This is a genomic window from Marinomonas communis, from assembly GCF_004363305.1.
GTDB classification, from domain to species: domain Bacteria; phylum Pseudomonadota; class Gammaproteobacteria; order Pseudomonadales; family Marinomonadaceae; genus Marinomonas; species Marinomonas communis.
This window is the reverse complement of the sequence record NZ_SNZA01000005.1, coordinates 48,200-68,175: the sequence shown is the minus strand read 5'-3', so window position 1 is coordinate 68,175 and position 19,976 is coordinate 48,200. Positions and strand designations below refer to the sequence as shown.

General features: G+C 44.1%; 18 protein-coding genes, 3 tRNA genes and 1 pseudogene. 6 read left to right on the top strand and 16 right to left on the bottom strand.

Annotated features, from left to right (window positions below):
- Window positions 1-8: 8 nt before the first annotated feature.
- The 5 genes and pseudogenes from C8D85_RS14055 to C8D85_RS14035 form a co-directional block, all read right to left on the bottom strand.
- Window positions 9-374, bottom strand: a complete 366-nt coding sequence (locus C8D85_RS14055; RefSeq protein WP_133563824.1) for a response regulator — start codon at window positions 372-374, stop codon at window positions 9-11.
- Between the two features lie 8 nt (window positions 375-382).
- Entirely contained in the window at window positions 383-2,047 is a 1,665-nt protein-coding gene (locus C8D85_RS14050; protein WP_133563823.1) for an ATP-binding SpoIIE family protein phosphatase, read from the bottom strand.
- A 12-nt stretch (window positions 2,048-2,059) separates the two neighbouring features.
- Window positions 2,060-2,341, bottom strand: a complete 282-nt coding sequence (locus C8D85_RS14045; protein ID WP_133563821.1) for an STAS domain-containing protein — start codon at window positions 2,339-2,341, stop codon at window positions 2,060-2,062.
- Between the two features lie 14 nt (window positions 2,342-2,355).
- Window positions 2,356-2,952, bottom strand: a pseudogene (locus C8D85_RS18180) (methyl-accepting chemotaxis protein); the annotation flags it as partial.
- A 965-nt stretch (window positions 2,953-3,917) separates the two neighbouring features.
- On the bottom strand, window positions 3,918-5,123 hold the full coding sequence (locus C8D85_RS14035; protein WP_133563817.1) for an MFS transporter: 1,206 nt from the start codon (window positions 5,121-5,123) through the stop codon (window positions 3,918-3,920).
- 143 nt (window positions 5,124-5,266) lie between these two features.
- Here C8D85_RS14035 and C8D85_RS14030 point away from each other — a divergent pair, with 143 nt between their 5' ends.
- On the top strand, window positions 5,267-6,130 hold the full coding sequence (locus tag C8D85_RS14030; protein WP_133563814.1) for a LysR substrate-binding domain-containing protein: 864 nt from the start codon (window positions 5,267-5,269) through the stop codon (window positions 6,128-6,130).
- A gap of 70 nt (window positions 6,131-6,200) precedes the next feature.
- On the opposite strand, the gene C8D85_RS14025 is transcribed toward C8D85_RS14030, so the two are convergent.
- Window positions 6,201-6,277: transfer RNA gene (locus tag C8D85_RS14025), tRNA-Val, on the bottom strand.
- 97 nt (window positions 6,278-6,374) lie between these two features.
- Complete coding sequence (gene uvrB, locus C8D85_RS14020; RefSeq protein WP_133563812.1) at window positions 6,375-8,408, bottom strand: excinuclease ABC subunit UvrB; 2,034 nt, start codon at window positions 8,406-8,408, stop codon at window positions 6,375-6,377.
- Between the two features lie 202 nt (window positions 8,409-8,610).
- Between uvrB and C8D85_RS14015 the strand changes: the two genes are divergently transcribed.
- Both C8D85_RS14015 and C8D85_RS14010 read left to right on the top strand, forming a co-directional pair.
- Complete coding sequence (locus C8D85_RS14015; protein WP_133563811.1) at window positions 8,611-9,480, top strand: MBL fold metallo-hydrolase; 870 nt, start codon at window positions 8,611-8,613, stop codon at window positions 9,478-9,480.
- 8 nt (window positions 9,481-9,488) lie between these two features.
- Window positions 9,489-11,207 (top strand): SulP family inorganic anion transporter, encoded by a 1,719-nt coding sequence (locus C8D85_RS14010; RefSeq protein WP_133563809.1) that lies wholly within the window; start codon window positions 9,489-9,491, stop codon window positions 11,205-11,207.
- A 36-nt stretch (window positions 11,208-11,243) separates the two neighbouring features.
- On the opposite strand, the gene C8D85_RS14005 is transcribed toward C8D85_RS14010, so the two are convergent.
- From C8D85_RS14005 to ihfB, 5 genes are all read right to left on the bottom strand, one after another.
- Window positions 11,244-11,525 carry a ComEA family DNA-binding protein gene (locus C8D85_RS14005; RefSeq protein WP_133563807.1) on the bottom strand — a complete coding sequence of 94 codons (282 nt, stop codon included), beginning with the start codon at window positions 11,523-11,525 and terminating at the stop codon, window positions 11,244-11,246.
- A 101-nt stretch (window positions 11,526-11,626) separates the two neighbouring features.
- Entirely contained in the window at window positions 11,627-12,334 is a 708-nt protein-coding gene (pyrF, locus tag C8D85_RS14000; RefSeq protein ID WP_133563805.1) for an orotidine-5'-phosphate decarboxylase, read from the bottom strand.
- 22 nt (window positions 12,335-12,356) lie between these two features.
- Window positions 12,357-13,529: a lipopolysaccharide assembly protein LapB gene (gene lapB / locus C8D85_RS13995; protein ID WP_133563804.1), complete on the bottom strand. Its 1,173-nt coding sequence runs from the start codon at window positions 13,527-13,529 to the stop codon at window positions 12,357-12,359.
- A gap of 3 nt (window positions 13,530-13,532) precedes the next feature.
- Window positions 13,533-13,853, bottom strand: coding sequence for a lipopolysaccharide assembly protein LapA domain-containing protein (locus C8D85_RS13990; protein ID WP_133563803.1), 321 nt, complete (start codon window positions 13,851-13,853; stop codon window positions 13,533-13,535).
- Window positions 13,854-13,919: 66 nt separating this feature from the next.
- The gene (ihfB, locus tag C8D85_RS13985; protein ID WP_133563802.1) at window positions 13,920-14,222 is read right to left on the bottom strand and encodes an integration host factor subunit beta; all 303 of its coding nucleotides are present in this window, start codon (window positions 14,220-14,222) and stop codon (window positions 13,920-13,922) included.
- Window positions 14,223-14,431: 209 nt separating this feature from the next.
- Between ihfB and ppa the strand changes: the two genes are divergently transcribed.
- Window positions 14,432-14,962 (top strand): inorganic diphosphatase, encoded by a 531-nt coding sequence (gene ppa / locus C8D85_RS13980; protein WP_055463314.1) that lies wholly within the window; start codon window positions 14,432-14,434, stop codon window positions 14,960-14,962.
- 75 nt (window positions 14,963-15,037) lie between these two features.
- On the opposite strand, the gene trxB is transcribed toward ppa, so the two are convergent.
- Window positions 15,038-15,994: a thioredoxin-disulfide reductase gene (gene trxB, locus C8D85_RS13975; RefSeq protein ID WP_133563800.1), complete on the bottom strand. Its 957-nt coding sequence runs from the start codon at window positions 15,992-15,994 to the stop codon at window positions 15,038-15,040.
- A 122-nt stretch (window positions 15,995-16,116) separates the two neighbouring features.
- Window positions 16,117-16,869 (bottom strand): HesA/MoeB/ThiF family protein, encoded by a 753-nt coding sequence (locus tag C8D85_RS13970; protein ID WP_133563798.1) that lies wholly within the window; start codon window positions 16,867-16,869, stop codon window positions 16,117-16,119.
- 71 nt (window positions 16,870-16,940) lie between these two features.
- On the opposite strand from C8D85_RS13970, the gene C8D85_RS13965 reads away from it, so the two are divergent.
- A complete protein-coding gene (locus C8D85_RS13965) occupies window positions 16,941-18,239 on the top strand; it encodes an inosine/guanosine kinase (protein ID WP_133563796.1) in 1,299 nt (432 codons plus the stop codon).
- A 40-nt stretch (window positions 18,240-18,279) separates the two neighbouring features.
- Here the strand turns inward: C8D85_RS13965 and C8D85_RS13960 are convergent.
- Window positions 18,280-18,365, bottom strand: a tRNA-Leu gene (locus C8D85_RS13960).
- A gap of 60 nt (window positions 18,366-18,425) precedes the next feature.
- Window positions 18,426-19,655, bottom strand: coding sequence for an EAL and HDOD domain-containing protein (locus tag C8D85_RS13955; RefSeq protein ID WP_133563794.1), 1,230 nt, complete (start codon window positions 19,653-19,655; stop codon window positions 18,426-18,428).
- Window positions 19,656-19,865: 210 nt separating this feature from the next.
- Here C8D85_RS13955 and C8D85_RS13950 point away from each other — a divergent pair.
- A tRNA-Ala gene (locus tag C8D85_RS13950) sits at window positions 19,866-19,941 on the top strand.
- Window positions 19,942-19,976 lie beyond the last annotated feature (35 nt).

The following is a 19,976-nucleotide window of genomic DNA, read 5'->3' as shown; positions in this document are numbered from 1 at the left end:
GACTCAGATTAACGTAGTACTTTCGAAACCACTTCGAGCAGTTTTTTCGGGTCAAACGGTTTTACCATCCATCCAGTAGCACCGGCCGCTTTGCCTTTTTGCTTCATCATATCGCTAGCTTCTGTCGTTAATACGATCAAAGGCGTTCGCGCGTAAGAAGGCATCGCTCTTAGAGATTTAATCAGCGTAATACCATCCATATTAGGCATATTTTGATCCGTTAGGACAAAGTCGTAGCGCTCTGCTTTACAGAAATTCAAAGCCTCTTGACCATCCTTTGCAGCCTTAACGGAATACCCAGCCCCTTTTAAAGTCATCTCAACCATTTGGCGTACTGACGGTGAATCATCAACAATAAGCAGTTTCTTGCTCATAAAATCCTCTAATATTCTAAAGTCACATGGGTCGTATTGGTGTGTTCATCATAATCAAACGAATGACTCAAAGACGTAATTAACTTAAGACCACGCCCATAAGCTAGATCATCTAATTCGTTATCATTATTTATACTGTTTAACTCATAGCCATTACCACTGTCGGATAAAAATATTTCCAGCGTTTGCGTTGGCTCTTGCCACTTCACTTGGATTGAGACTTTATCCGACGCGGCTATGGTCGATTGCTTTTCTTCCCTCATCGAAAGGTAAGCAATAAAATCTTCTTCTTTTAGGTTAGACGGGATATTAAAAATCCCATGATCTACAGCATTCACTAGCAACTCGGTGACAACAGTGAATACTTTTTGACAGAATTCTTTGTTAAAGCCATATGACGCCAGAAGTTCAGATAAACCAAACACGAATTTATCGTTATTCAACGAGGCTCCTGTCAAAACAAAGTCAAACTCAAATGACCCTGGAAGCACATCTTCTTCTTGCTCAACCTGTTTTAGTTCTTCTTTTAAGCGCTCAAGATCCAATACAGCTAGTGTCATATCATCATGATCATTGAGCTCATTCACAAACTGTTCGCAGTCATGCATTTTGCCTAGTAGGTCTTGAAGGTCATCCAGATGAGTAGCAATAATATCGTAAGCCTCATCAAATGAAATATTCCGCCCTCCAATGGCTTTATTCTCAATTAAGCCATCACTAAACATTGCCATCTTGCGGACTTTATCTAGCTCAAAAACTTCCATTTTGGTACTGATAAGCTCATCAGGAAGAATACCAATCGCTAAATTTTTCGAGCTTACCTTCGTAAACTCACCGTCATTGCCAAACATCAATAACGAAGGCATGCCTCCGTTCCATACTCTTATAGAGTTTTCTGCTGGTGATAGCTCAATTAAAATAGCAGCGACAAAACGGTTTTGCGGAATACATTGGTTATGTTTAGTACTTAATTCTTTAAGGATTGCACCTAACGATAGCCCTTTCGATACCATAGCGGAAAATGTTGAAGCCATCGGATAGATGGTTAACGCTGCAGCCATACCATGACCTGTGGCATCTGCCAGCATCACAACTAGATTCCCATTGGGGGCTTTAGCAGAAAGAATCATGTCTCCACAAAAACGCCCTGAAGAGCGAATCGCAACGTCCAGCCCATCTATCTTTGAAGTATGCACATCCAGAATGTGGTTATAAACATAATGCGCGAGCTCTTCTTCTTGCTCCTTTTCATGCGCAATGCGTTGATACATCTCATTGGCTTCGAAAAGGGCACGCTCCGTCGCATAATTTCGTATAAAGCTTCTTACTCGGCTAGCCAGAAGGATGGGATGAACAGGTTTACGTATAAAGTCACGAACACCAAGATCAAAAAACTCAGATACTCGATTTTGCTCATAATCCCCGGTCATCACCAACACGGGTACCAAAGGGTGACTAATCCTTAGCTTACGGACAAGTTCCGTTGAATCACCATCTGGCAAGTGCACATCTAATAAGAACAAGGCAATGCTATGTTTTTCAACTTCTGCCTCAGCTTCTGCTAATGTGCCAACTATAACGGTTTCAATCCCTTGTGCTGCAAGGGATTTAGAAACGATTAAGCGGGTACTGGTATCATCTTCAAGAATTAAAACCTTATTCTCTTGCGGCATCCCTTATTGTCCCTATTCGTACTCGAACAGTGCATTGAAATTTGCCATGTCTAATATATCTTTCGCTGTGCCTGTCACGTTACGGATAAATCCTTTACCACCCGCAGCGCTAATTTTGCGGCGTAATAAAACCATCATTCCAAGTGCGGATGAATCAACATAGTTCACACTTGAGAAATCCAGTACCACTTGGTTGGTCTTTGTGAGCGCTGCTTCATAAGCTTCAGTAAACCACTTGTGAGTACTAAAATCGAAGCGTTCAGGAATACTAATTACGATTGGTGACTGAGACATACTTTTCCTAATCCTTAAAATAAATCAATGTCGCCGCTATCTACATCCTGCTGTGATACAGGGTTATGGCGTTCTCGGCTACGAACTTTAATCTGTTCAAGCCTATCTTTAAGTACATGTTCTAAATCTTCAAAAGAAGTATGTTTGATCGTTTCCAGATGCTCAGAAATGAAATTCAACGTCTCAATTGTGTACTCGACGTTCTGACGGTTAATGTCGTCGAATTGAAGACCTCTTGTAGCACCAAAAATTGCATTTTCAATTGAACCAGCCAAACCATCTAACCTTGAAGTAACTTCTGCGTCACTCTCAGCTTTCTCAACAATATGCGCTAGAACTTTTTGCATGTTGCGCTTCGACTCCATGATGTAGGTCACATCATGAGCAGCCAAGCTTTCCATCGATTTGGTTAATTCCGTAACTTGATTTTGGATCTTTTGCAGTTGAGTTTGAATCGCCACACTAAAACCAGCGGAACGATTTGATAATGTTCTGACCTCATCGGCAACTACTGCAAAGCCTCGCCCTGCTTCCCCAGCCCTTGCTGCCTCAATTGCAGCGTTCAAAGCCAGTAAGTTGGTTTGCTCCGCAATATCATCGATGTCTTTTAGGGCTTTAGTAACGACCGGCATCTCTTCATGGATCTCACTCACCTTACTTAAAAGATCCATTGACTCAGCGGACATCTCGACGGTGGTATTAATAAATCGATCTAAGGTCTTAGCTGTCTGATCTGCAAAATCCTGCATCACTTCACTGTAAGAGCGAGAGCCATCATGATTGTCGTTAATAAGAGCGTGAATGCATTCTGTCTGCTCGCCGATCAAACGGTGGGTATCATCGAAAGACTGGCTCAATAGCTCAATGGCACTTTTCTGTGTTGTTAATACATTATCTAGGTCTTCATTACAGACCCCAAGAATAGGAACAAGCTCATCATGAAATAACTTCTGGGCTTCATTTTTTTCAGCTGCAATGGGGTCTACATTAAGCGATGAATCCGAATCATCATTTGAAGCGTAACTGACTTTAGGGCGTGCAAGAAACACTAATAAGCACCCTGACAGGGCAAGAACGAAAAACGCAGGCCAAAAATAACCAGACGTAGCAAGGATTGCCGCTACAACCACAGCAAAAACTTGTGTTAAAGACAATTTCAGCATAAAAAAATCCTTAGCGTTCAACCTTGAGCACTATGCTCCATACCTAAAGCCAACAAATGACGCGAAGACAATAATCTCATATAACAAGATTAAGACTTTTACGCACTCATTTCATCCTCGACTAACGAAACTTTACAATAATTAAGTCATTAATTTTATTGACTTTTATGCCAAACATTACAAAAAGCAACACCGTTACTTAAGAACTATAAATGATTTGCATCTGCATACACAGCTTTTGATACAACTTTAACGGCAAATCATTAAATCAATGTGACCACACGTAGCCATGACTATAAAGCGTAGCTCAGAATCTAGAAAAGTAACAAAGACTTAGAAAATTTAAGCCCCGATTAACGGGGCATGCATTGAGGCAAATGAATAGTGTGAAGCTATCTAATAAATAATGTTACTCACGTAACCACATGACGCCTCAGAAGGAATTCACTGAGTAATAAATACATTGAAAATAAAACCAGCGCGAAACCAACAACACATATTCCTTCAAACAAAATAGAGATACTGCCAGTATATTGCTGAACCACTCCTGCAAGCGCATTCCCTAAAACACCACCTGCGCCAAAAGTTATCATACCAATACCGTTTATTTGCATGGTAGCCTTAGATGAATACGCTCGATTAACCCACCCAGCTAAGATTCCCCAAACCGGAAAATACATTAAGCCATAGGCTACAGAAACCAATAAAACCCATTTAGCAGGATCCAAAACAAAGGCAACACTACTTACAAAAAAGATAGAGAAAATGCAAAACAAGGTCGTCGAACTGCCCTTTCTATCAGCTAATCGCCCAATAATAAGCCCTGACACCATCCCAGATAGCCCAACAGAAAGCCATGCCAACCCCATTAGAGAGCCAGGCACAGCAAGCTCTGCCAGATAGACATTCAACCAAGTGGAGAAAGGCATCGTCGCCAATCCGACTAAGAATAGAATTAAACATGTTGACCTAGCGACAGGCTCAATGAGCACCACTTTCAATAGTTCTTTTGTACTTAGAGCAACTGGCAGTGACACCATTCTCTCAAAAGACACCAGAGAATTGACTTCTGCACACTTCATTTTGATAACTTTTGAAGTCATCAACAGGCACATTACAGCGATCATTCCAGCCACAAACCATGCAGCCTGCCACCCCAATGCAGGCACAACGGTGAGAAGCAACAATCCGTTTAAACCATACCCCCATGCAGTGCCGCTTGACGCAATCGAAAGGTGAGTAGACCTATCCCCCATCTGACTGCATCCGGCAATTATTTCTACAATGCCTCCCCAACAAATAGCGGCACTGATCGCCATAAGGCAAAGACCAAATATCATCACTATCGGTGAATGGATAAATATCATGCTCAAAAGGATGCTAGCGGTTACTAACCCACTAACAAGCAGCAACTTATTTGACGGTAGCTTGTGCCCCCAAACTCCCAAGAGTGCAGCGCCTATTAAATACGACACCTGACTACCAGCACCAATGAAAGCAAGATGCCACGCCTCAATACTCATATCCATCCGCATTTCTGGTACCAGCGCAACAAACAAAAACAAACCAAAGCCATGACTTACAACTTGGTTAAACGCCATTAACGCAGCCATCCCCATACTCACCCCCACCAAATAATACTTTTCAAAGCTGACTTTTAATTGATGAAAGGAATTTAGAGGAATGCACACCTTCAATAAATCGAATAATATTGAATTCTACATTCGACTTTATCGAAATCTAAAGAGTAAACACATTACTTATGCGCGACTTACCGATTCACCTTCTACGAACATTTTTAATGGTCGCTAAAACATTGAACTTAACAGAAGCGTCAAAGCACCTGCATAAGGCTCCCTCCACCATAAGCATGCAGCTAAGCCGCTTAGAAGAGCTTGTTGGGAGCACTCTAATGGAACGCGGTCAACATGGGGTTAGATTGACTCCATCAGGAATACAACTCACAGCTCATGCACAACAGCTTCTGAATTTACATGACCAAATAGTTGGCTCATTTCAAAACATGGACATTGATGGAGCTGTTCGCCTAGGCAGCCACGACCAGTATGCAAGTAGAACACTATCTCCCTTACTTCAAGAATTTGTTCTCAGTTACCCTGAAGTCGAATTGGAAGTATTTTGCGACCATAGCCCTGACACTCTGTTGAGACGTTTAGAGAAAGGGCTGCTTGATATTGCTTTAGTAGAAATGATGGCAGATAGTGAAGGAGGTGTACGACTAAGACGAGACGCCCTCGTATGGGTTGGGTCTAGAGATCATAACTTAATATCGCAGCGACCTCTCCCCCTTGCAGTTTTCAATGAAGGCTGCAACCACCGCCTCCATGCCACTGAACTTTTAAAAGACGCAGGCATTTCTCATCGTATTGCTTTTACCAGTCAAAGTAGAGCTGGCGTACTCGCTGCAGTTAGGGCGGGCATCGGCATTGGTATCATTCCACTTCACACACTAGAAGATGACTTAATTATTCTTCATGAGGGACTGCCTCCCCTTCCAGAAACCGAAGTGGCGCTTTATACGGCAACAAATATCAACGAGGCAACCAAACGACTTGAGCGTATTATCTTAGACAGCCCAGTATTCAACTCGTTGGGAAGTACGTAGTCAGAGAAACACGAAACACAGGCGATAGAAACAAAAAAGCCGAGCTTGGCGCTCGGCTTTTCGTAAATTCTGGTAGGTCTAAGCAGATTCGAACTGCTGACCTCTACCATGTCAAGGTAGCGCTCTAACCAACTGAGCTATAGACCTAGAAAGTGATGGCTATTATACGCAGCACTTTTATCAGTTCAAGCACTTTAAATAAAATTTTAAGTATTTGTTTTTAAAAGGTGAATGAAGAAAAAACTCAACCCTCCCCTACCTCTTTTAATTTCTTCTGCAAAACACGGATTTGATCACGGTAGCCTGCAGCAAGTTCAAACTGAAGCTCTTCTGAAGCAAGCGTCATTTCTTTCTGCAGCTGAACGATAGCTTTACGCACTTCAGCCACATCATCCATGTTTTCAATTTGGTAATCTTTGACTTTCTCGGCCACTTTACGAGTTTGCTTGCCTTTATTTCGACCACCTGCACCTGGGTTGTAAGCCCCCTCAAGTATGTCTTCTACCGATTTGTTAATACCTTTTGGCACAATGCCATGCTCTTCGTTGAAGGCTTCTTGTTTCGCACGACGTCGAATAGTTTCATCCATCGCTCGCTGCATCGAACCGGTAATACGATCGGCGTACAAAATTGCTTTACCGTTTACGTTACGTGCTGCACGACCAATAGTCTGAATTAGTGAGCGATCTGAACGTAAGAAGCCCTCTTTATCAGCATCCAAGATCGCCACCAAACTAACTTCAGGGATATCCAGACCTTCTCGGAGCAGGTTAATACCCACTAGCACATCAAACTCACCGAGGCGTAGGTCGCGGATAATTTCAACACGCTCAACGGTATCAATATCCGAATGCAAGTAACGCACACGGATACCGTGCTCATGTAAATAATCGGTTAAGTCTTCCGCCATGCGCTTGGTTAACGTGGTCACCAACACGCGCTCACCTTTCGGTAGACGAAGGTTAATTTCAGAAAGCAAATCATCCACCTGTGTCGCGACAGGTCGAACTTCTAACTCAGGGTCGACCAACCCCGTCGGACGAACGATTTGTTCCACCACCCAATCCTGATGCTCTTCTTCATATTTGCCCGGTGTCGCCGAGACAAAAATAGTCTGCGGCTTTATATGTTCCCACTCTTCAAACTTCATCGGACGGTTATCCAATGCTGAAGGTAGACGGAAACCATACTCGACAAGGTTTTCTTTACGGGAGCGGTCACCTTTGTACATGGCACCAATTTGCGGCACAGTCACATGAGACTCATCTATCACCAAAAGCGCATTCGCAGGCAAATAATCAAACAGTGTTGGCGGCGGCGCGCCTTCCGGTCGTCCAGAAAGGTATCGGGAGTAGTTTTCAACGCCTGAGCAGTACCCAAGCTCCTGCATCATTTCCAAATCATAGTTAGTGCGTTGCTCTAGGCGCTGCATCTCAACCAGTTTATTAAGTGACTTCAGCTGCTCAAGCCGAACATCTAGCTCTTTTTTAATCTTTTCAATGGCTTCAAGAATGGTTTCGCGAGGCGTGACATAGTGGGTTTTCGGATAAATTGTAATCCGTGGCACTTTACGAATGGTGCGATTGGTCAATGGATCGAATACCGCCAAGTTATCCACTTCGTCATCGAACAGTTCAATACGCAGCGCTTCGTCTTCCGAGTCAGCCGGGAAGACATCGATCACATCACCTCGCACCCGAAAGTTACCACGCTCAAACACCATATCATTACGTGTGTACTGAAGCTCGGCTAAACGTCGTAAAATCGAGCGCTGATCAATGCGATCACCTCGATCTAGGTGCAACATCATTTTTAAATAGGACTGTGGATCACCCAAACCGTAAATCGCAGATACGGTCGCAACAATGATGACGTCTTCACGCTCCAAAAGCGCTTTGGTTGCCGACAGTCGCATCTGTTCAATGTGCTCATTTACCGATGCATCTTTTTCAATAAAGGTATCTGACGCAGCCACATAGGCTTCAGGCTGGTAATAGTCATAGTAGGAAACGAAGTATTCCACCGCATTGTTCGGGAAGAACTCCTTGAACTCGCCATAAAGCTGTGCCGCTAAAGTTTTGTTGTGCGCCATGATAATAGTTGGACGCTTTACTTGGGCAATCACATTAGCAACCGTAAACGTTTTACCCGAGCCCGTCACCCCCAGCAATGTTTGATGCGCCAATCCCGCATCAACCCCTTGAACGAGTTTTTCAATAGCTTTTGGCTGATCACCAGCTGGTTGATATTGCGAAACAACTTGAAATTCTTGCGACACTTTTACGCCCTATTCTTTTCATTCAGCGGTAAGCCAACAGAGTAACAAATTTCAGCTTCAAGGTCTTAGGAAGAACGTGACATTAGAAAGAAACAATATAAAAGCAAACTCATATAGATCGAAAACCCATATCTTAGAAGTTGCTAATAAACAAACTTACTTATATCATAATGAAATAACCTTATAACCAAAGGAGTTTTAAATGTCTTTTCCAGCATCTGTTAAAGCATTCTTTGATGAAGCAACTTTTACAGTGTCCTATGTCGTTATTGATGAAGCATCCAAACAATGTGTCATCATAGACTCCGTACTAGATTACGATCATGCATCAGGGCACACATCAACAAAGTCAGCCGATGACATTATCGCTTATGTTAACGGGGAATCCTTAAAGGTTAACTGGATTCTTGAAACCCACGTCCATGCTGATCACCTATCTGCTGCCCCGTATCTAAAAAAAGCGCTTGGGGGCAAGATTGTAATTGGCAACAACATTACTACGGTACAAAGTACATTTGGCAAACTCTTAAACGCTGAACCACAATTCGCCCGCGATGGCTCTCAGTTTGATCAGCTCGTACAAGAAGGTGATGAGTTGCCATTTGGCGATTTGAAAGTTGAAGTGTTGCACACACCTGGTCATACACCAGCCTGTGTCACCTATATAATCAGCGACGCCGCATTCGTTGGCGATACACTCTTTATGCCAGACTATGGCACTGCACGTTGTGATTTTCCTGGTGGCGATGCCGCGACGCTTTATCGCTCTATTCAAAAGATATTTGCTTTACCAGCAGAAACACGCCTGTTTATGTGCCATGACTATAAAGCACCAGGACGCGAAGAATATGTTTGGGAAACAACGGTTGCCGAACAAAAGGCTTCCAATGTGCACATTCATGAAGGCATTTCTGAAGAAGCGTTTTGCCAGATGCGCACCAGCAAGGATACCACTCTAGCCATGCCTCGTTTGATTTGGCCATCTGTGCAAGTCAATATGCGTGCAGGCGATCTACCTCCAGCCGAAGAAAACGGAATGCGTTACCTAAAAACGCCGATTAATTTAGTTTAGGTATCGCAATGACTCGATTGAATCGTCTCATCCCTGCCAGCATATGGTTAAAAGACTACACGCGAGCAGACATGCAAACCGACATGATGGCCAGCATCATCGTGACCATCATGTTAATCCCACAGAGTTTGGCGTATGCCATGCTGGCGGGATTACCACCGGCGGTAGGGCTCTATGCCAGCATTTTGCCATTGATAGCGTACGCATTATTTGGCTCTAGCCGAACGCTGGCCGTTGGGCCCGTTGCCGTGGTTTCGATGATGACAGGCACGGCCGCGCTACAATTTGCTGCACCGAATACGGCGGAATATCTCACCGTTGTTATCTTGCTGGCAGCGATTTCTGGGCTATTTTTGCTGTTGATGGGGCTTTTCAAACTTGGCTTTTTGGCAAACCTTTTAAGTCATCCAGTAATTTCTGGCTTTATCAGTGCCAGCGCTATTTTAATCGCCTTGGGACAAGCAAAACACATCTTAGGCATTCAGGCATCAGGACATAACCTAATCGAGATGCTGGAAACCATGTGGTACAACCTTTTTACCACAAACCTAATCACCGTATGCATTGGCTTAGGCGCCATCGTCGCTCTATATCTACTTCGTCAATACCTCAAACACATATTAAGGACTTTTGGTCTCTCCTATCATCAAGCTCAACTAGCCTCTAAAGCAGGCCCCGTTTTAGTGGTTGTTATCGCAACACTGATTGTCGCAGTACTGCAGCTAAACAAGGCAGGCGTTAAGATTGTGGGAGACGTACCAAGCGGCTTTCCACCACTTGCCTTACCTAGCATGGATCTTCATTTAGCATTGGATTTACTACCCGCAGCCGTCCTGATTAGCATTGTAGGCTTTGTTGAATCAGTATCTGTGGCTCAGTCGTTCGCCGCAAAGCGTCGCCAAAGCATTGATCCGAACCAGGAACTGATAGGCCTAGGCGCAGCAAACCTTAGCTCCGCTTTTAGCGGAGGTTTTCCAGTCACTGGCGGTTTTTCTCGCTCCGTCGTTAGCTTTGATGCTGGCGCCAAAACGCCTATGACGGGCGTGTTTACAGCGATTTTGATTCTACTCACTTTAAGCTTTTTGACTGGCGCTTTTTACTATCTACCAAAAGCCGTTCTAGCCGCCACCATTATTGTCGCAGTACTTCAGCTGATAGATATAAAAGGTTTGATCGAAATTTGGCGTTATTCAAAGCAAGACGCCAGCGCTTTGCTTGCGACGTTTTTGGTCGTGCTTTTAGTCGGGGTTGAGGCAGGCATCATCACTGGTGTGAGCCTATCGCTATTGCTATTTCTTTGGCATGCCAGCCATCCTCACATTGCTGTGGTTGGTCGCGTTGCTGGCACAGAACATTTTCGTAACGTTGAACGTTTTCAAGTAGAAACAACGAACGATTTATTGACCATACGAATCGATGAAAGCTTATTCTTCGCCAATGCTCGCGTACTGGAAGATCGCATTACGCAATTGATCGCAAAAAATAAAGAAGTGAAGGACGTAGTGCTGATGTGCACCGCAGTCAATATGATTGATGCAAGCGCCTTAGAGAGCCTTGAAATGATTTGCGAACGACTGCACTCCGCAGGTATTCGCTTACACTTATCAGAAGTCAAAGGCCCAGTCATGGATAGATTAAAAGGCTCCACCTTAATCTCACACCTAAGCGGCAACATTTACCTAACTCAGAACCAAGCCTTCGAAGACATCTGCTCAAAAGAAGAGTGATCATATGACCCCTCTTCTTCGTAGACAATGTTGCAGTTAAGGCTGTGCGTCTTTCTTTACCTGAATCACTATACGGTTCTTATCCAATAACGATGGGCCAATTCCTTTCACTTTGACCAATTCATCAATAGAGGCAAACGGCCCATTCGCATCGCGGTAGGCCACGATTGCTTCAGCCTTGGAATTTCCGACACCAGATAACGCCATGGCCAACTGGTCAGCCGTTGCTGAGTTAATGTCAAGCGGCTCAGCTGCTACTGAAAACACTGGGATTAGAACAAGACACAGCGCACACGCGCGTTTGAGTAAGCGTTTCATTGCATTCTCCTTATGCTATTAATTCGGCTTCATGCCAATAAAAAAAACCGATCACTTAGGATCGGCTTTTAACATAACATACTAACGAGTTTGCTCAAGTATTATGCAATCACACCTAACTCAGTATTGACCTGAGTTAGTACTGCGATAGGGTCCTCTGCTTTGGTAATCGGTCGCCCCATCACCAAGTAGTGACTACCTGCCTGCATCGCTTGTGCTGGCGTCATGATACGCTTTTGATCACCTTGATCTGAACCAGCAGGACGAATACCAGGTGTCACCAACACAAAGTCTTTACCAAGTGTTTCAGACAGCATTTCAGATTCTTGCGCCGAACACACGACACCATCCATTCCAGAAGACTGAGCAAGTGTAGCAAGACGCTTAACATGGTCACGCGGCGATAGATCAATACCGATTTCTGAAAGGTCCGTTTCATCCATACTGGTCAACACAGTCACCGCAATTAAAAGCGTATTATGATCTTGAATTTGCGCCAAGGCATTCGCTGACGCTTCCATCATGCGACGACCGCCACTGGCATGGACGTTTACCATCCACACGCCTTCTTTTGCTGCAACGGATACGGCATTCGCCACCGTGTTAGGAATATCGTGAAATTTAAGATCTAGAAAAACATCAAAATCTAGCTTGTGCAATTCTTCTAAAATGGCTGGACCGGCTTTGGTAAACAACTCTTTACCAACTTTCACTCGACATAATTTAGGGTCTAAGCGCTTTGCCATCGCAGTAGCTTGATCGATTGTTGGGTAGTCTAATGCTACAACGATTGGGGATTGGCAACTCATTGATTTTCCTCTATATACTTTACTATTCACCCTCTAAACCATGGATCGGCTTAACTGTTCCCCAGCTTTTACAACTAGGACACTGCCAATGCAACTGATGGCCAGAAAAACCACACTGTCGACATCTATGTTTTGGTTTAGAAGACGTTAATTGTTCTATTAGCCCATACAATACACTTAGGTTTTCTTGATCGTGTCCATGGGAGTCGGCACGCTGCATATCGATCAATTCCTGAAAGCCTTTTATAGTTGGGTGAGCTCTTAGTTGGGTTATTATAAACTGTTCTGCAAATTCTTTGTCATCATGGGCGTAATGTTCGGTCAAAGCACGAATTAACGTCGCTGAAGGATGAACTTTAAGCTGCTCTTGCAGAAACTTAATATAGCCTCCACTGCTCCAAACCTTCTGATAACAATCTCTTAATTTAGGTATCACAATTGGCAGGAATTCATGATCCTGGTCCGCCACAGACTTCAATTCTTTTATGGCATCCCGAAAGCGCTTTTGCAGTATGTACAAATCAGCTAAACCAATGCTTGCTCGAACGCAATCCACATCCACATCAATCGCAGCCTTATATTGCTGAAATGCTTGCGTTAGCTGATCTTTTTTAGCCGCCTCTTCAGCCAGTTCACAATAAAAGTGAGCCAGCCTCTGCGCCTGGCGACGATTTGGGAAATCTAGCTGTAATTGATGAGCAATGCTAATAGCTTTACCCCAGCTTTGCTCGAACTCATACAAATCCACCAGTAAAGTGAAAATTTCTTTTTGGAACTCTGTTTTTCGAGACGCAATATTCAACAGTAAGCGCTCAGCTCGATCCAACAGTCCCGCCGACATAAAATCACTGGCCAACTCCAATTGCACCAACCGAGTATCTCGTGGAGAAATGTCAGGTCGAGCCAGCAAGCTCTGATGGATGTTAATGGCTTTTTGAATCTCGCCTTTCTTGCGAAACAAATTACCTAGCGTGAGATGAATATCAAATGTGTCAGAATTGACTTCAAGAGAATCGACGAAGGCGTCAATGGCTTCAGATTGCTGGCCATTCAACAAATGATTTAAACCACGAAAGTAATCGTTAGGGACCTTTTTAAGTTCCTTGGGCGCTACGTCATGATTGCGGCGTCGACCCAGCAGCCAGCCAATAAATAGCGCCACAAATAGAACCGCAAACAGCCCCAACTCGGTCAAGCGCTACTCCCGCTCAGCCAACTCAGTTGACAAATTAGCTTTACGCAGATTATCAAGTTCTGCTTGTTGTTTAATGATCTGTTTATTTTGTTTTCTCAACTTACCTTCGAGACGCAACAACAAAGCACCAGAGGACAATAGCGCAAGAATAACACCTAGACCAAAAGCGATGATCATGTACAACGCAACGCTTAGCTCAGGCGCTTGCCACAGAACTAGATCAAGAGAAATCACATTTCCATTGCGAATGGCAAAGAAGAGACCGATAAATAAAAAGAAAGCCAGTACAACAATCAGTATTGCCCGCTTAAACCACTTAAGCATAAAACACCCATACAATGCGCTATTCAGCTTATTATGCCGCTGAGCGAGGAAAATTTCGATACTAAATTAGCTCAACTCTTCACTATCTGCGACAGAATTGACCAATTCTCGTAATTCTTTACCTGGTTTAAAATGCGGAACATATTTTGAGCCAAGCTCAACAGACTCACCTGTCTTCGGATTGCGACCAACACGAGGCGCACGATAATGCAGTGAGAAACTACCAAAACCACGAATCTCAATACGCTCGCCATTTGCAAGTGCTTCAGACATATGCTCCAGCATTGCCTTAACCGCCAACTCAACATCTTTAACTGGTAGATGAGGCTGCTGGTCTATAAGCATTTCTATCAGTTCAGATTTAGTCATCAGTGCCCTCTCGACTATAATTTGATCACACCTTTAGACTAGCTAAATTTAGAAAGAAAGCAATAACTTATGAATGAAATGCCTTATTTTTCATGGTTTTTTTGAGACTATATATCGATTATTTCCGGTTAAACTTTGCTATGACTAGCATCCCAAAGTGTGAACTTCTATAATTGCCGCCATTCCTTAACATAATTGGAAATATAAAAATGAGCTTCAAAGACATCCCTGCTGGCCGCGATGTGCCAAACGATATCAACGTAATCATCGAAATCCCTGCTGAGGCAAACCCAGTTAAGTACGAAGTAGACAAAGACATGGACGCTCTAGTAGTAGACCGTTTCATGACTGCGCCTATGTTCTACCCAGCGAACTACGGTTACGTAAACAACACCCTAGCTGACGACGGCGACCCAGTTGACGTTCTAGTAATCACGCCATACCCAGTGGTTCCTGGCTCTGTAATTCGTTGTCGCCCAGTTGGCGTTCTAAACATGTCTGACGAAGCAGGTATGGACGCTAAGCTTGTAGCAGTACCACATGAGAAGCTAAGCAAAGAATACGGTCACATCCAAGACGTGAACGATATCCCACAACTTCTACGCGACCAAATCGAGCACTTCTTCGAAAACTACAAGAAGCTTGAAAAAGGTAAGTGGGTTAAAGTGGAAGGCTGGGCGAATGCTGAAGAAGCTCGCAAAGCGCTAGTTGAAGGCGTAGAAGCTTACAACGCTCAGTAATCTTTCGATTACAGTATGCATTAAAAAGCCGATCTACTAGATCGGCTTTTTTGTAATCAGACTTATATGTCTTTATTAGGCTTCTAAATCATCTAGGTAACGCTCTGCGTCTAGAGCAGCCATACAACCAGTACCTGCTGAAGTGATCGCCTGACGGTAAATATGATCGCTCACATCGCCTGCAGCAAACACACCTTCGATGCTTGTTTGTGTCGCATTACCTTTAGTGCCAGATTGAACAGTTAGGTAACCATCTTTCATATCCAGCTGACCAGCAAAGATATCCGTATTTGGCTTGTGACCAATCGCTACGAATAGACCTGCCACTGCAAGCTCTTTTGTTTCACCAGTTTGGTTATTTTTAATGCGAACGCCGGTTACACCAGCATCATCGCCTAGCACTTCGTCTAGCTCACTGTTCCATTCGATGTTCACGTTACCGTTTTGAGCTTTATCTAAAATCTTGTCCGCAAGGATTTTCTCTGAACGGAATTTATCACGACGATGAATCACCGTTACCGACTTAGCAATGTTTGCAAGGTAAAGTGCTTCTTCTACAGCCGTGTTACCACCACCGATAACGGCTACGTCCTGGTTACGGTAGAAGAACCCATCGCAGGTTGCACACGCTGATACGCCTTGGCCCATGAACTTCTGCTCACTTTCCATACCTAGGTATTGAGCACTTGCACCCGTTGCAATGATCAACGCATCACAAGTGTAGACACCGCTATCGCCTTCAAGACGGAAAGGACGATTCTGAAGATCCACCTTGTTCACATGATCAAATACGATCTCTGTTTCAAAACGCTCAGCGTGCTGACGCATACGCTCCATCAATTCAGGACCTTGAACACCCTGAACATCGCCAGGCCAGTTATCAACTTCTGTTGTTGTTGTCAGCTGACCACCCATTTGCATACCAGTAATCATTACCGGATTTAGGTTGGCACGTGCTGCGTATACCGCTGCAGTGTAGCCTGCAGGGCCTGAGCCCAAGATCATTAATTTAGCGTGCTTAACATCGCTCATTTGGAATGCTCCTTAATTAGATATCCTAGCCGAGGTGTAATACGGCTTCGTTATGTGCATAGGATAAAGAAACCGCTAACAAATAGACACCGAAGAAAATTTATTAATAAAATAGGGGTATTCTATGAATTTTGAAGGCCACAACAAGGGCATTCGGGATCTTGTGAAAGTCGCATACTGCGCCAATCACCACTTAACCCGTCAAATAACTGCAATACACCATGTTTTACAGTCCCTGTCCCACTTAACAACTTGATCGCTGATAAGGCTTGCTGCACACCAATCGTACCGACGACAGGACCAATGATACCATTGGTATTACAGCTCAACTGCTGATCAGACAGGTCTGGGTATAAACATTCGTAGCATGGCGCTGTCTGTTCATCATAACGAAACACCACCAACTGCCCTTCCCAGCGTATCGCGGCACCACTTACCAAAGGAACCTGATGCCTTTGCGCCCAACGATGCACTATTTGGCGAGTCGAGAAGTTATCGCAGCAATCTAAGATAACATCACAGTCCGCTAAGTACTGATCAATATTGTCAGCGGTTAACCTCAACTGATGCACATTAATCGTCACATCAGAGTTTCGAGCTTGTAACTGTGCCGCTGCGGCCTGTACTTTTGCTTTACCTATATCATGCTCGGTATAAAGCACTTGGCGTGGCAAATTGCTCAGCTCAATCTCATCATCATCAATGATAGAAAGCACCCCAACACCTGCGCCAACAAGATAAGTCGCAGCAATGTTGCCAAGCCCACCTGCACCAATCACCACTGCATGCTTGCCAGATAGGTTCATCTGACCTTCAATATCAAAGTTGGTAAGAAGTATTTGTCGGCTATAACGCATCAATGACTGTTCGTTCATACCGTTTATTTCCTGCCCGTTTGGTCAATATTTTTGCTAAAATGCGCACACTTAAACATTGGATAACAACGATGAAATTTCCCGGTCGCCGTAAGATCAAACACTACTTTCCTGTTGCACAGGCAAACAATGGCTTACCAAAGTCAGAAGTCCAACCCACTAAAGACACTTATATCGTGGGCCTAGATGAAACCATTGTCGATGTTATCGCTAAGGTGGATGACGCTTTTCTGGCGCGACATAGTATCCGAAAAGGACTATCAAACCTAGTCGATCCCCAGACCGCAAGTGCGATCTACCAAGAGCTGGTCGCAGAAGAACGTATCTCAGATCATTTCGCAGGCGGCACCATCGGCAACACTTTGCACAACTACTCAGTATTAGCGGATGATAAGTCTGTTCTATTGGGTGTCATGTCAAATCAGATCAACCTCAAATCACCAGAGTATCACTACATTTGTGACACCAGCAGCAAAGTCGACATGAATCACTTACAAGGCGTTGCGGGCGATATCGGACGCGGTATTACTCTCATCACTGAAGACGGCGAACGCACTTTCGCTATCGCACCGAATGCTATGGACGATGTAGAGCCTGAAAGCGTCAATGAAGACGTTATCGCCAATGCTGCGGCTTTTGTGACTTGCGCATACCCTTTGCGCCACGCAGGCAAGCCAATCAAAGCCACCTTGATGAAATGTTTACAACTTGCGAAGAAACATCACGTCCCTGTCATTATTACATTAGGCACACAACACCTAGTAGAAGAGTACCGCGATGAGATCCAGCAAATTATTGAAGAGTATGCGTCGGTCGTCGCTATGAATGAGCAAGAAGCCGAAGCGCTTACGGGAGAAACCAAGGTACTTAAAGCGGCCGAGCAAACACTAGAATGGTGTGACATGGTGTTACTCACAGCTGGTCCAGTCGGTCTGTACCTGTGCGGATACACAGATGATCAGTTCAAACGTGCCACGACACATCCCATCAAATCTCAAGACATTGCCGATTTTAACCAGTGGGAGTTCTCGCGACCACAGCGTAAACACGACTGTGAAAGTCCTATAAAAGTTTACTCTCACATTGATCCTTACATGGGCGGACCTGAGCGCATTCGCAATACAAATGGCGCAGGCGATGGCGCTCTATCCGCGTTGTTACACGACATAGCCGCGAACAGCTTTCACCAACAGCAGGTGCCACACAGCAGTAAACACAGTGAGAGCCATCTTGCTTATTCTTCCTTTGCGCAGATCTGTAAATACGCAAATCGCGTGAGTTACGAAATTCTTAGCCAACATTCGCCAAGGCTATCAAAAGGATTACCAGAAAAAGAAGACAGCTTAGAACAAGCATATTGGGCAAGATAGAAATAAAAAAGCCGACTTGAAGAAGTCGGCTTTTTTAATATGGTACCAGTGGCCGGACTCGAACCGGCACGCTTTATAGGCAATGGATTTTGAATCCATCGTGTCTACCAATTCCACCACACTGGCTTTGAAATTGTGGGGCACATTCTAGTGTTTTTAACTTTAGTGTCAATGGTTTAGTTCGATTTATTTTTGCAACACTTGAATCACTTCCTTCGCCCAAGCTAAAGATTCAAAGTAACACGCATTAATTGAAACCCTTAGAGGCTCTGGAAAACGTTCGAGCTTTTCAAGCCTACCTTGTTCTACGCACTCCACGCTGTACAATACTTTCCCAATATCCCCAGAGTACTTGAGTATCGCATCCTGCAATCCATCGCTTAATGTGACTTGCTTTAACAACTCCAGCATAGGCACCTGCAGAACGGTATCCATTCCCGACATCATCCCCACAGTAAAAGCTTCTTCCGCATTGACTCGTCCTGAACGCTTAGCGAGTAATTCACAACACCTCGCTCTAGCCAACAAACGACTCACACTTTCAGGATCGCCGTTATTATTTGAACTCAGTGTAATCAGCATCGACCAGCGCTTAAGCTGCACTAAGCCTAGATAAGTGATCGCTTCTTTAATAGACGCTACAGCTTTAGCCAAGCCCACAACAGGACTATTGAGCAAACGCAACATTTGGAAAGATAAAGCGGGCGTCTGCGCCACCAGCTCAGAAATATCATCAATAGACACTTCTACATCCTGAAGCGCGTTCAGAAGACGCAGAGCACTTTGGGAGTCAGCTGCGACACGCTTCCCCTTAATCACCTCAGGGCGACTTAAAAAATAGCCTTGGAAATAATCAAATCCCAACTCTACACAGCACGAAAACATGTCTTGATCTTCTATTTTTTCCGCCACGAGCGCCAACCCCAAAGCTTGTAAACGCTCTATTTCGGGACGAATGGATAGCGGGTTTGTCGCTAAGACATCGATCTTGACCATCGACATAAAGGGTAACAACGGCTGGTAAGACTCACTATATTGGTAATCATCCAGTACAAATCGAAAACCATGCTCATGCCAGCGTTTCACTGCCGCGATAAAATCCGGTGTAATTTGCTGGTCTTCTAGAATCTCAATGTAAACTGTATCGGGTGAAATCGGGAAAAAGGCATCAGATAAAACCAGCTCAGTGGTCATATTAACAAAAAAAGGCTGTCTTAATTGAGCATTCAATGTACTGATGCCCATACACAAATTCACCAATACTTGGCTCGTTGCCACTTCAGGGTTTTGAAACAGCGCTTCGCCTTCATGATCCCCTCGAAATAAAAGTTCATAACCAAAAAGAGATTTGTGTCGATCAAAAATTGGCTGTTGAGCCATGAGAAGTTCGTTGAATGTATCGGTGACAGCGTCCATTGTAAGCTCCTAAAACAAAAAGAGCTTCATGCTCAATATCGGCTAAAATATTTTTTAATGCTGACTGATTGTTCAACGTTTATACTGATGATACAAGTAATTTTATAAGCCATAAAAGTAACAGATTGTTCTGTATGATTTTTTATTTGACATTGGCATTATTTGGTATTTAAAATTCTGCTCACTGAATGCATGACAACTAATGCACTTGGGGCTATAGCTCAGCTGGGAGAGCGCTTGCATGGCATGCAAGAGGTCAGCGGTTCGATCCCGCTTAGCTCCACCAATCATATCTCTTCTGTTTGACACTCTCTTATTAAA

Excerpts from the sequence above, each read along its gene's own strand:
- trxB (WP_133563800.1), bottom strand. The coding sequence starts at position 15,994 with ATGAGCGATGTTAAGCACGCTAAATTAATGATCTTGGGCTCAGGCCCT.
- C8D85_RS13990 (WP_133563803.1), bottom strand. The coding sequence starts at position 13,853 with ATGCTTAAGTGGTTTAAGCGGGCAATACTGATTGTTGTACTGGCTTTC.
- C8D85_RS13955 (WP_133563794.1), bottom strand. The coding sequence starts at position 19,655 with ATGGACGCTGTCACCGATACATTCAACGAACTTCTCATGGCTCAACAG.
- C8D85_RS14045 (WP_133563821.1), bottom strand. The coding sequence starts at position 2,341 with ATGTCTCAGTCACCAATCGTAATTAGTATTCCTGAACGCTTCGATTTT.
- ihfB (WP_133563802.1), bottom strand. The coding sequence starts at position 14,222 with ATGACTAAATCTGAACTGATAGAAATGCTTATAGACCAGCAGCCTCAT.
- C8D85_RS13970 (WP_133563798.1), bottom strand. The coding sequence starts at position 16,869 with ATGAACGAACAGTCATTGATGCGTTATAGCCGACAAATACTTCTTACC.
- C8D85_RS14035 (WP_133563817.1), bottom strand. The coding sequence starts at position 5,123 with ATGGGGATGGCTGCGTTAATGGCGTTTAACCAAGTTGTAAGTCATGGC.
- C8D85_RS14010 (WP_133563809.1), top strand. The coding sequence starts at position 9,489 with ATGACTCGATTGAATCGTCTCATCCCTGCCAGCATATGGTTAAAAGAC.
- ppa (WP_055463314.1), top strand. The coding sequence starts at position 14,432 with ATGAGCTTCAAAGACATCCCTGCTGGCCGCGATGTGCCAAACGATATC.
- C8D85_RS14030 (WP_133563814.1), top strand. The coding sequence starts at position 5,267 with ATGCGCGACTTACCGATTCACCTTCTACGAACATTTTTAATGGTCGCT.
- C8D85_RS14005 (WP_133563807.1), bottom strand. The coding sequence starts at position 11,525 with ATGAAACGCTTACTCAAACGCGCGTGTGCGCTGTGTCTTGTTCTAATC.
- C8D85_RS13965 (WP_133563796.1), top strand. The coding sequence starts at position 16,941 with ATGAAATTTCCCGGTCGCCGTAAGATCAAACACTACTTTCCTGTTGCA.
- pyrF (WP_133563805.1), bottom strand. The coding sequence starts at position 12,334 with ATGAGTTGCCAATCCCCAATCGTTGTAGCATTAGACTACCCAACAATC.
- C8D85_RS14055 (WP_133563824.1), bottom strand. The coding sequence starts at position 374 with ATGAGCAAGAAACTGCTTATTGTTGATGATTCACCGTCAGTACGCCAA.
- C8D85_RS14050 (WP_133563823.1), bottom strand. The coding sequence starts at position 2,047 with ATGCCGCAAGAGAATAAGGTTTTAATTCTTGAAGATGATACCAGTACC.
- C8D85_RS14015 (WP_133563811.1), top strand. The coding sequence starts at position 8,611 with ATGTCTTTTCCAGCATCTGTTAAAGCATTCTTTGATGAAGCAACTTTT.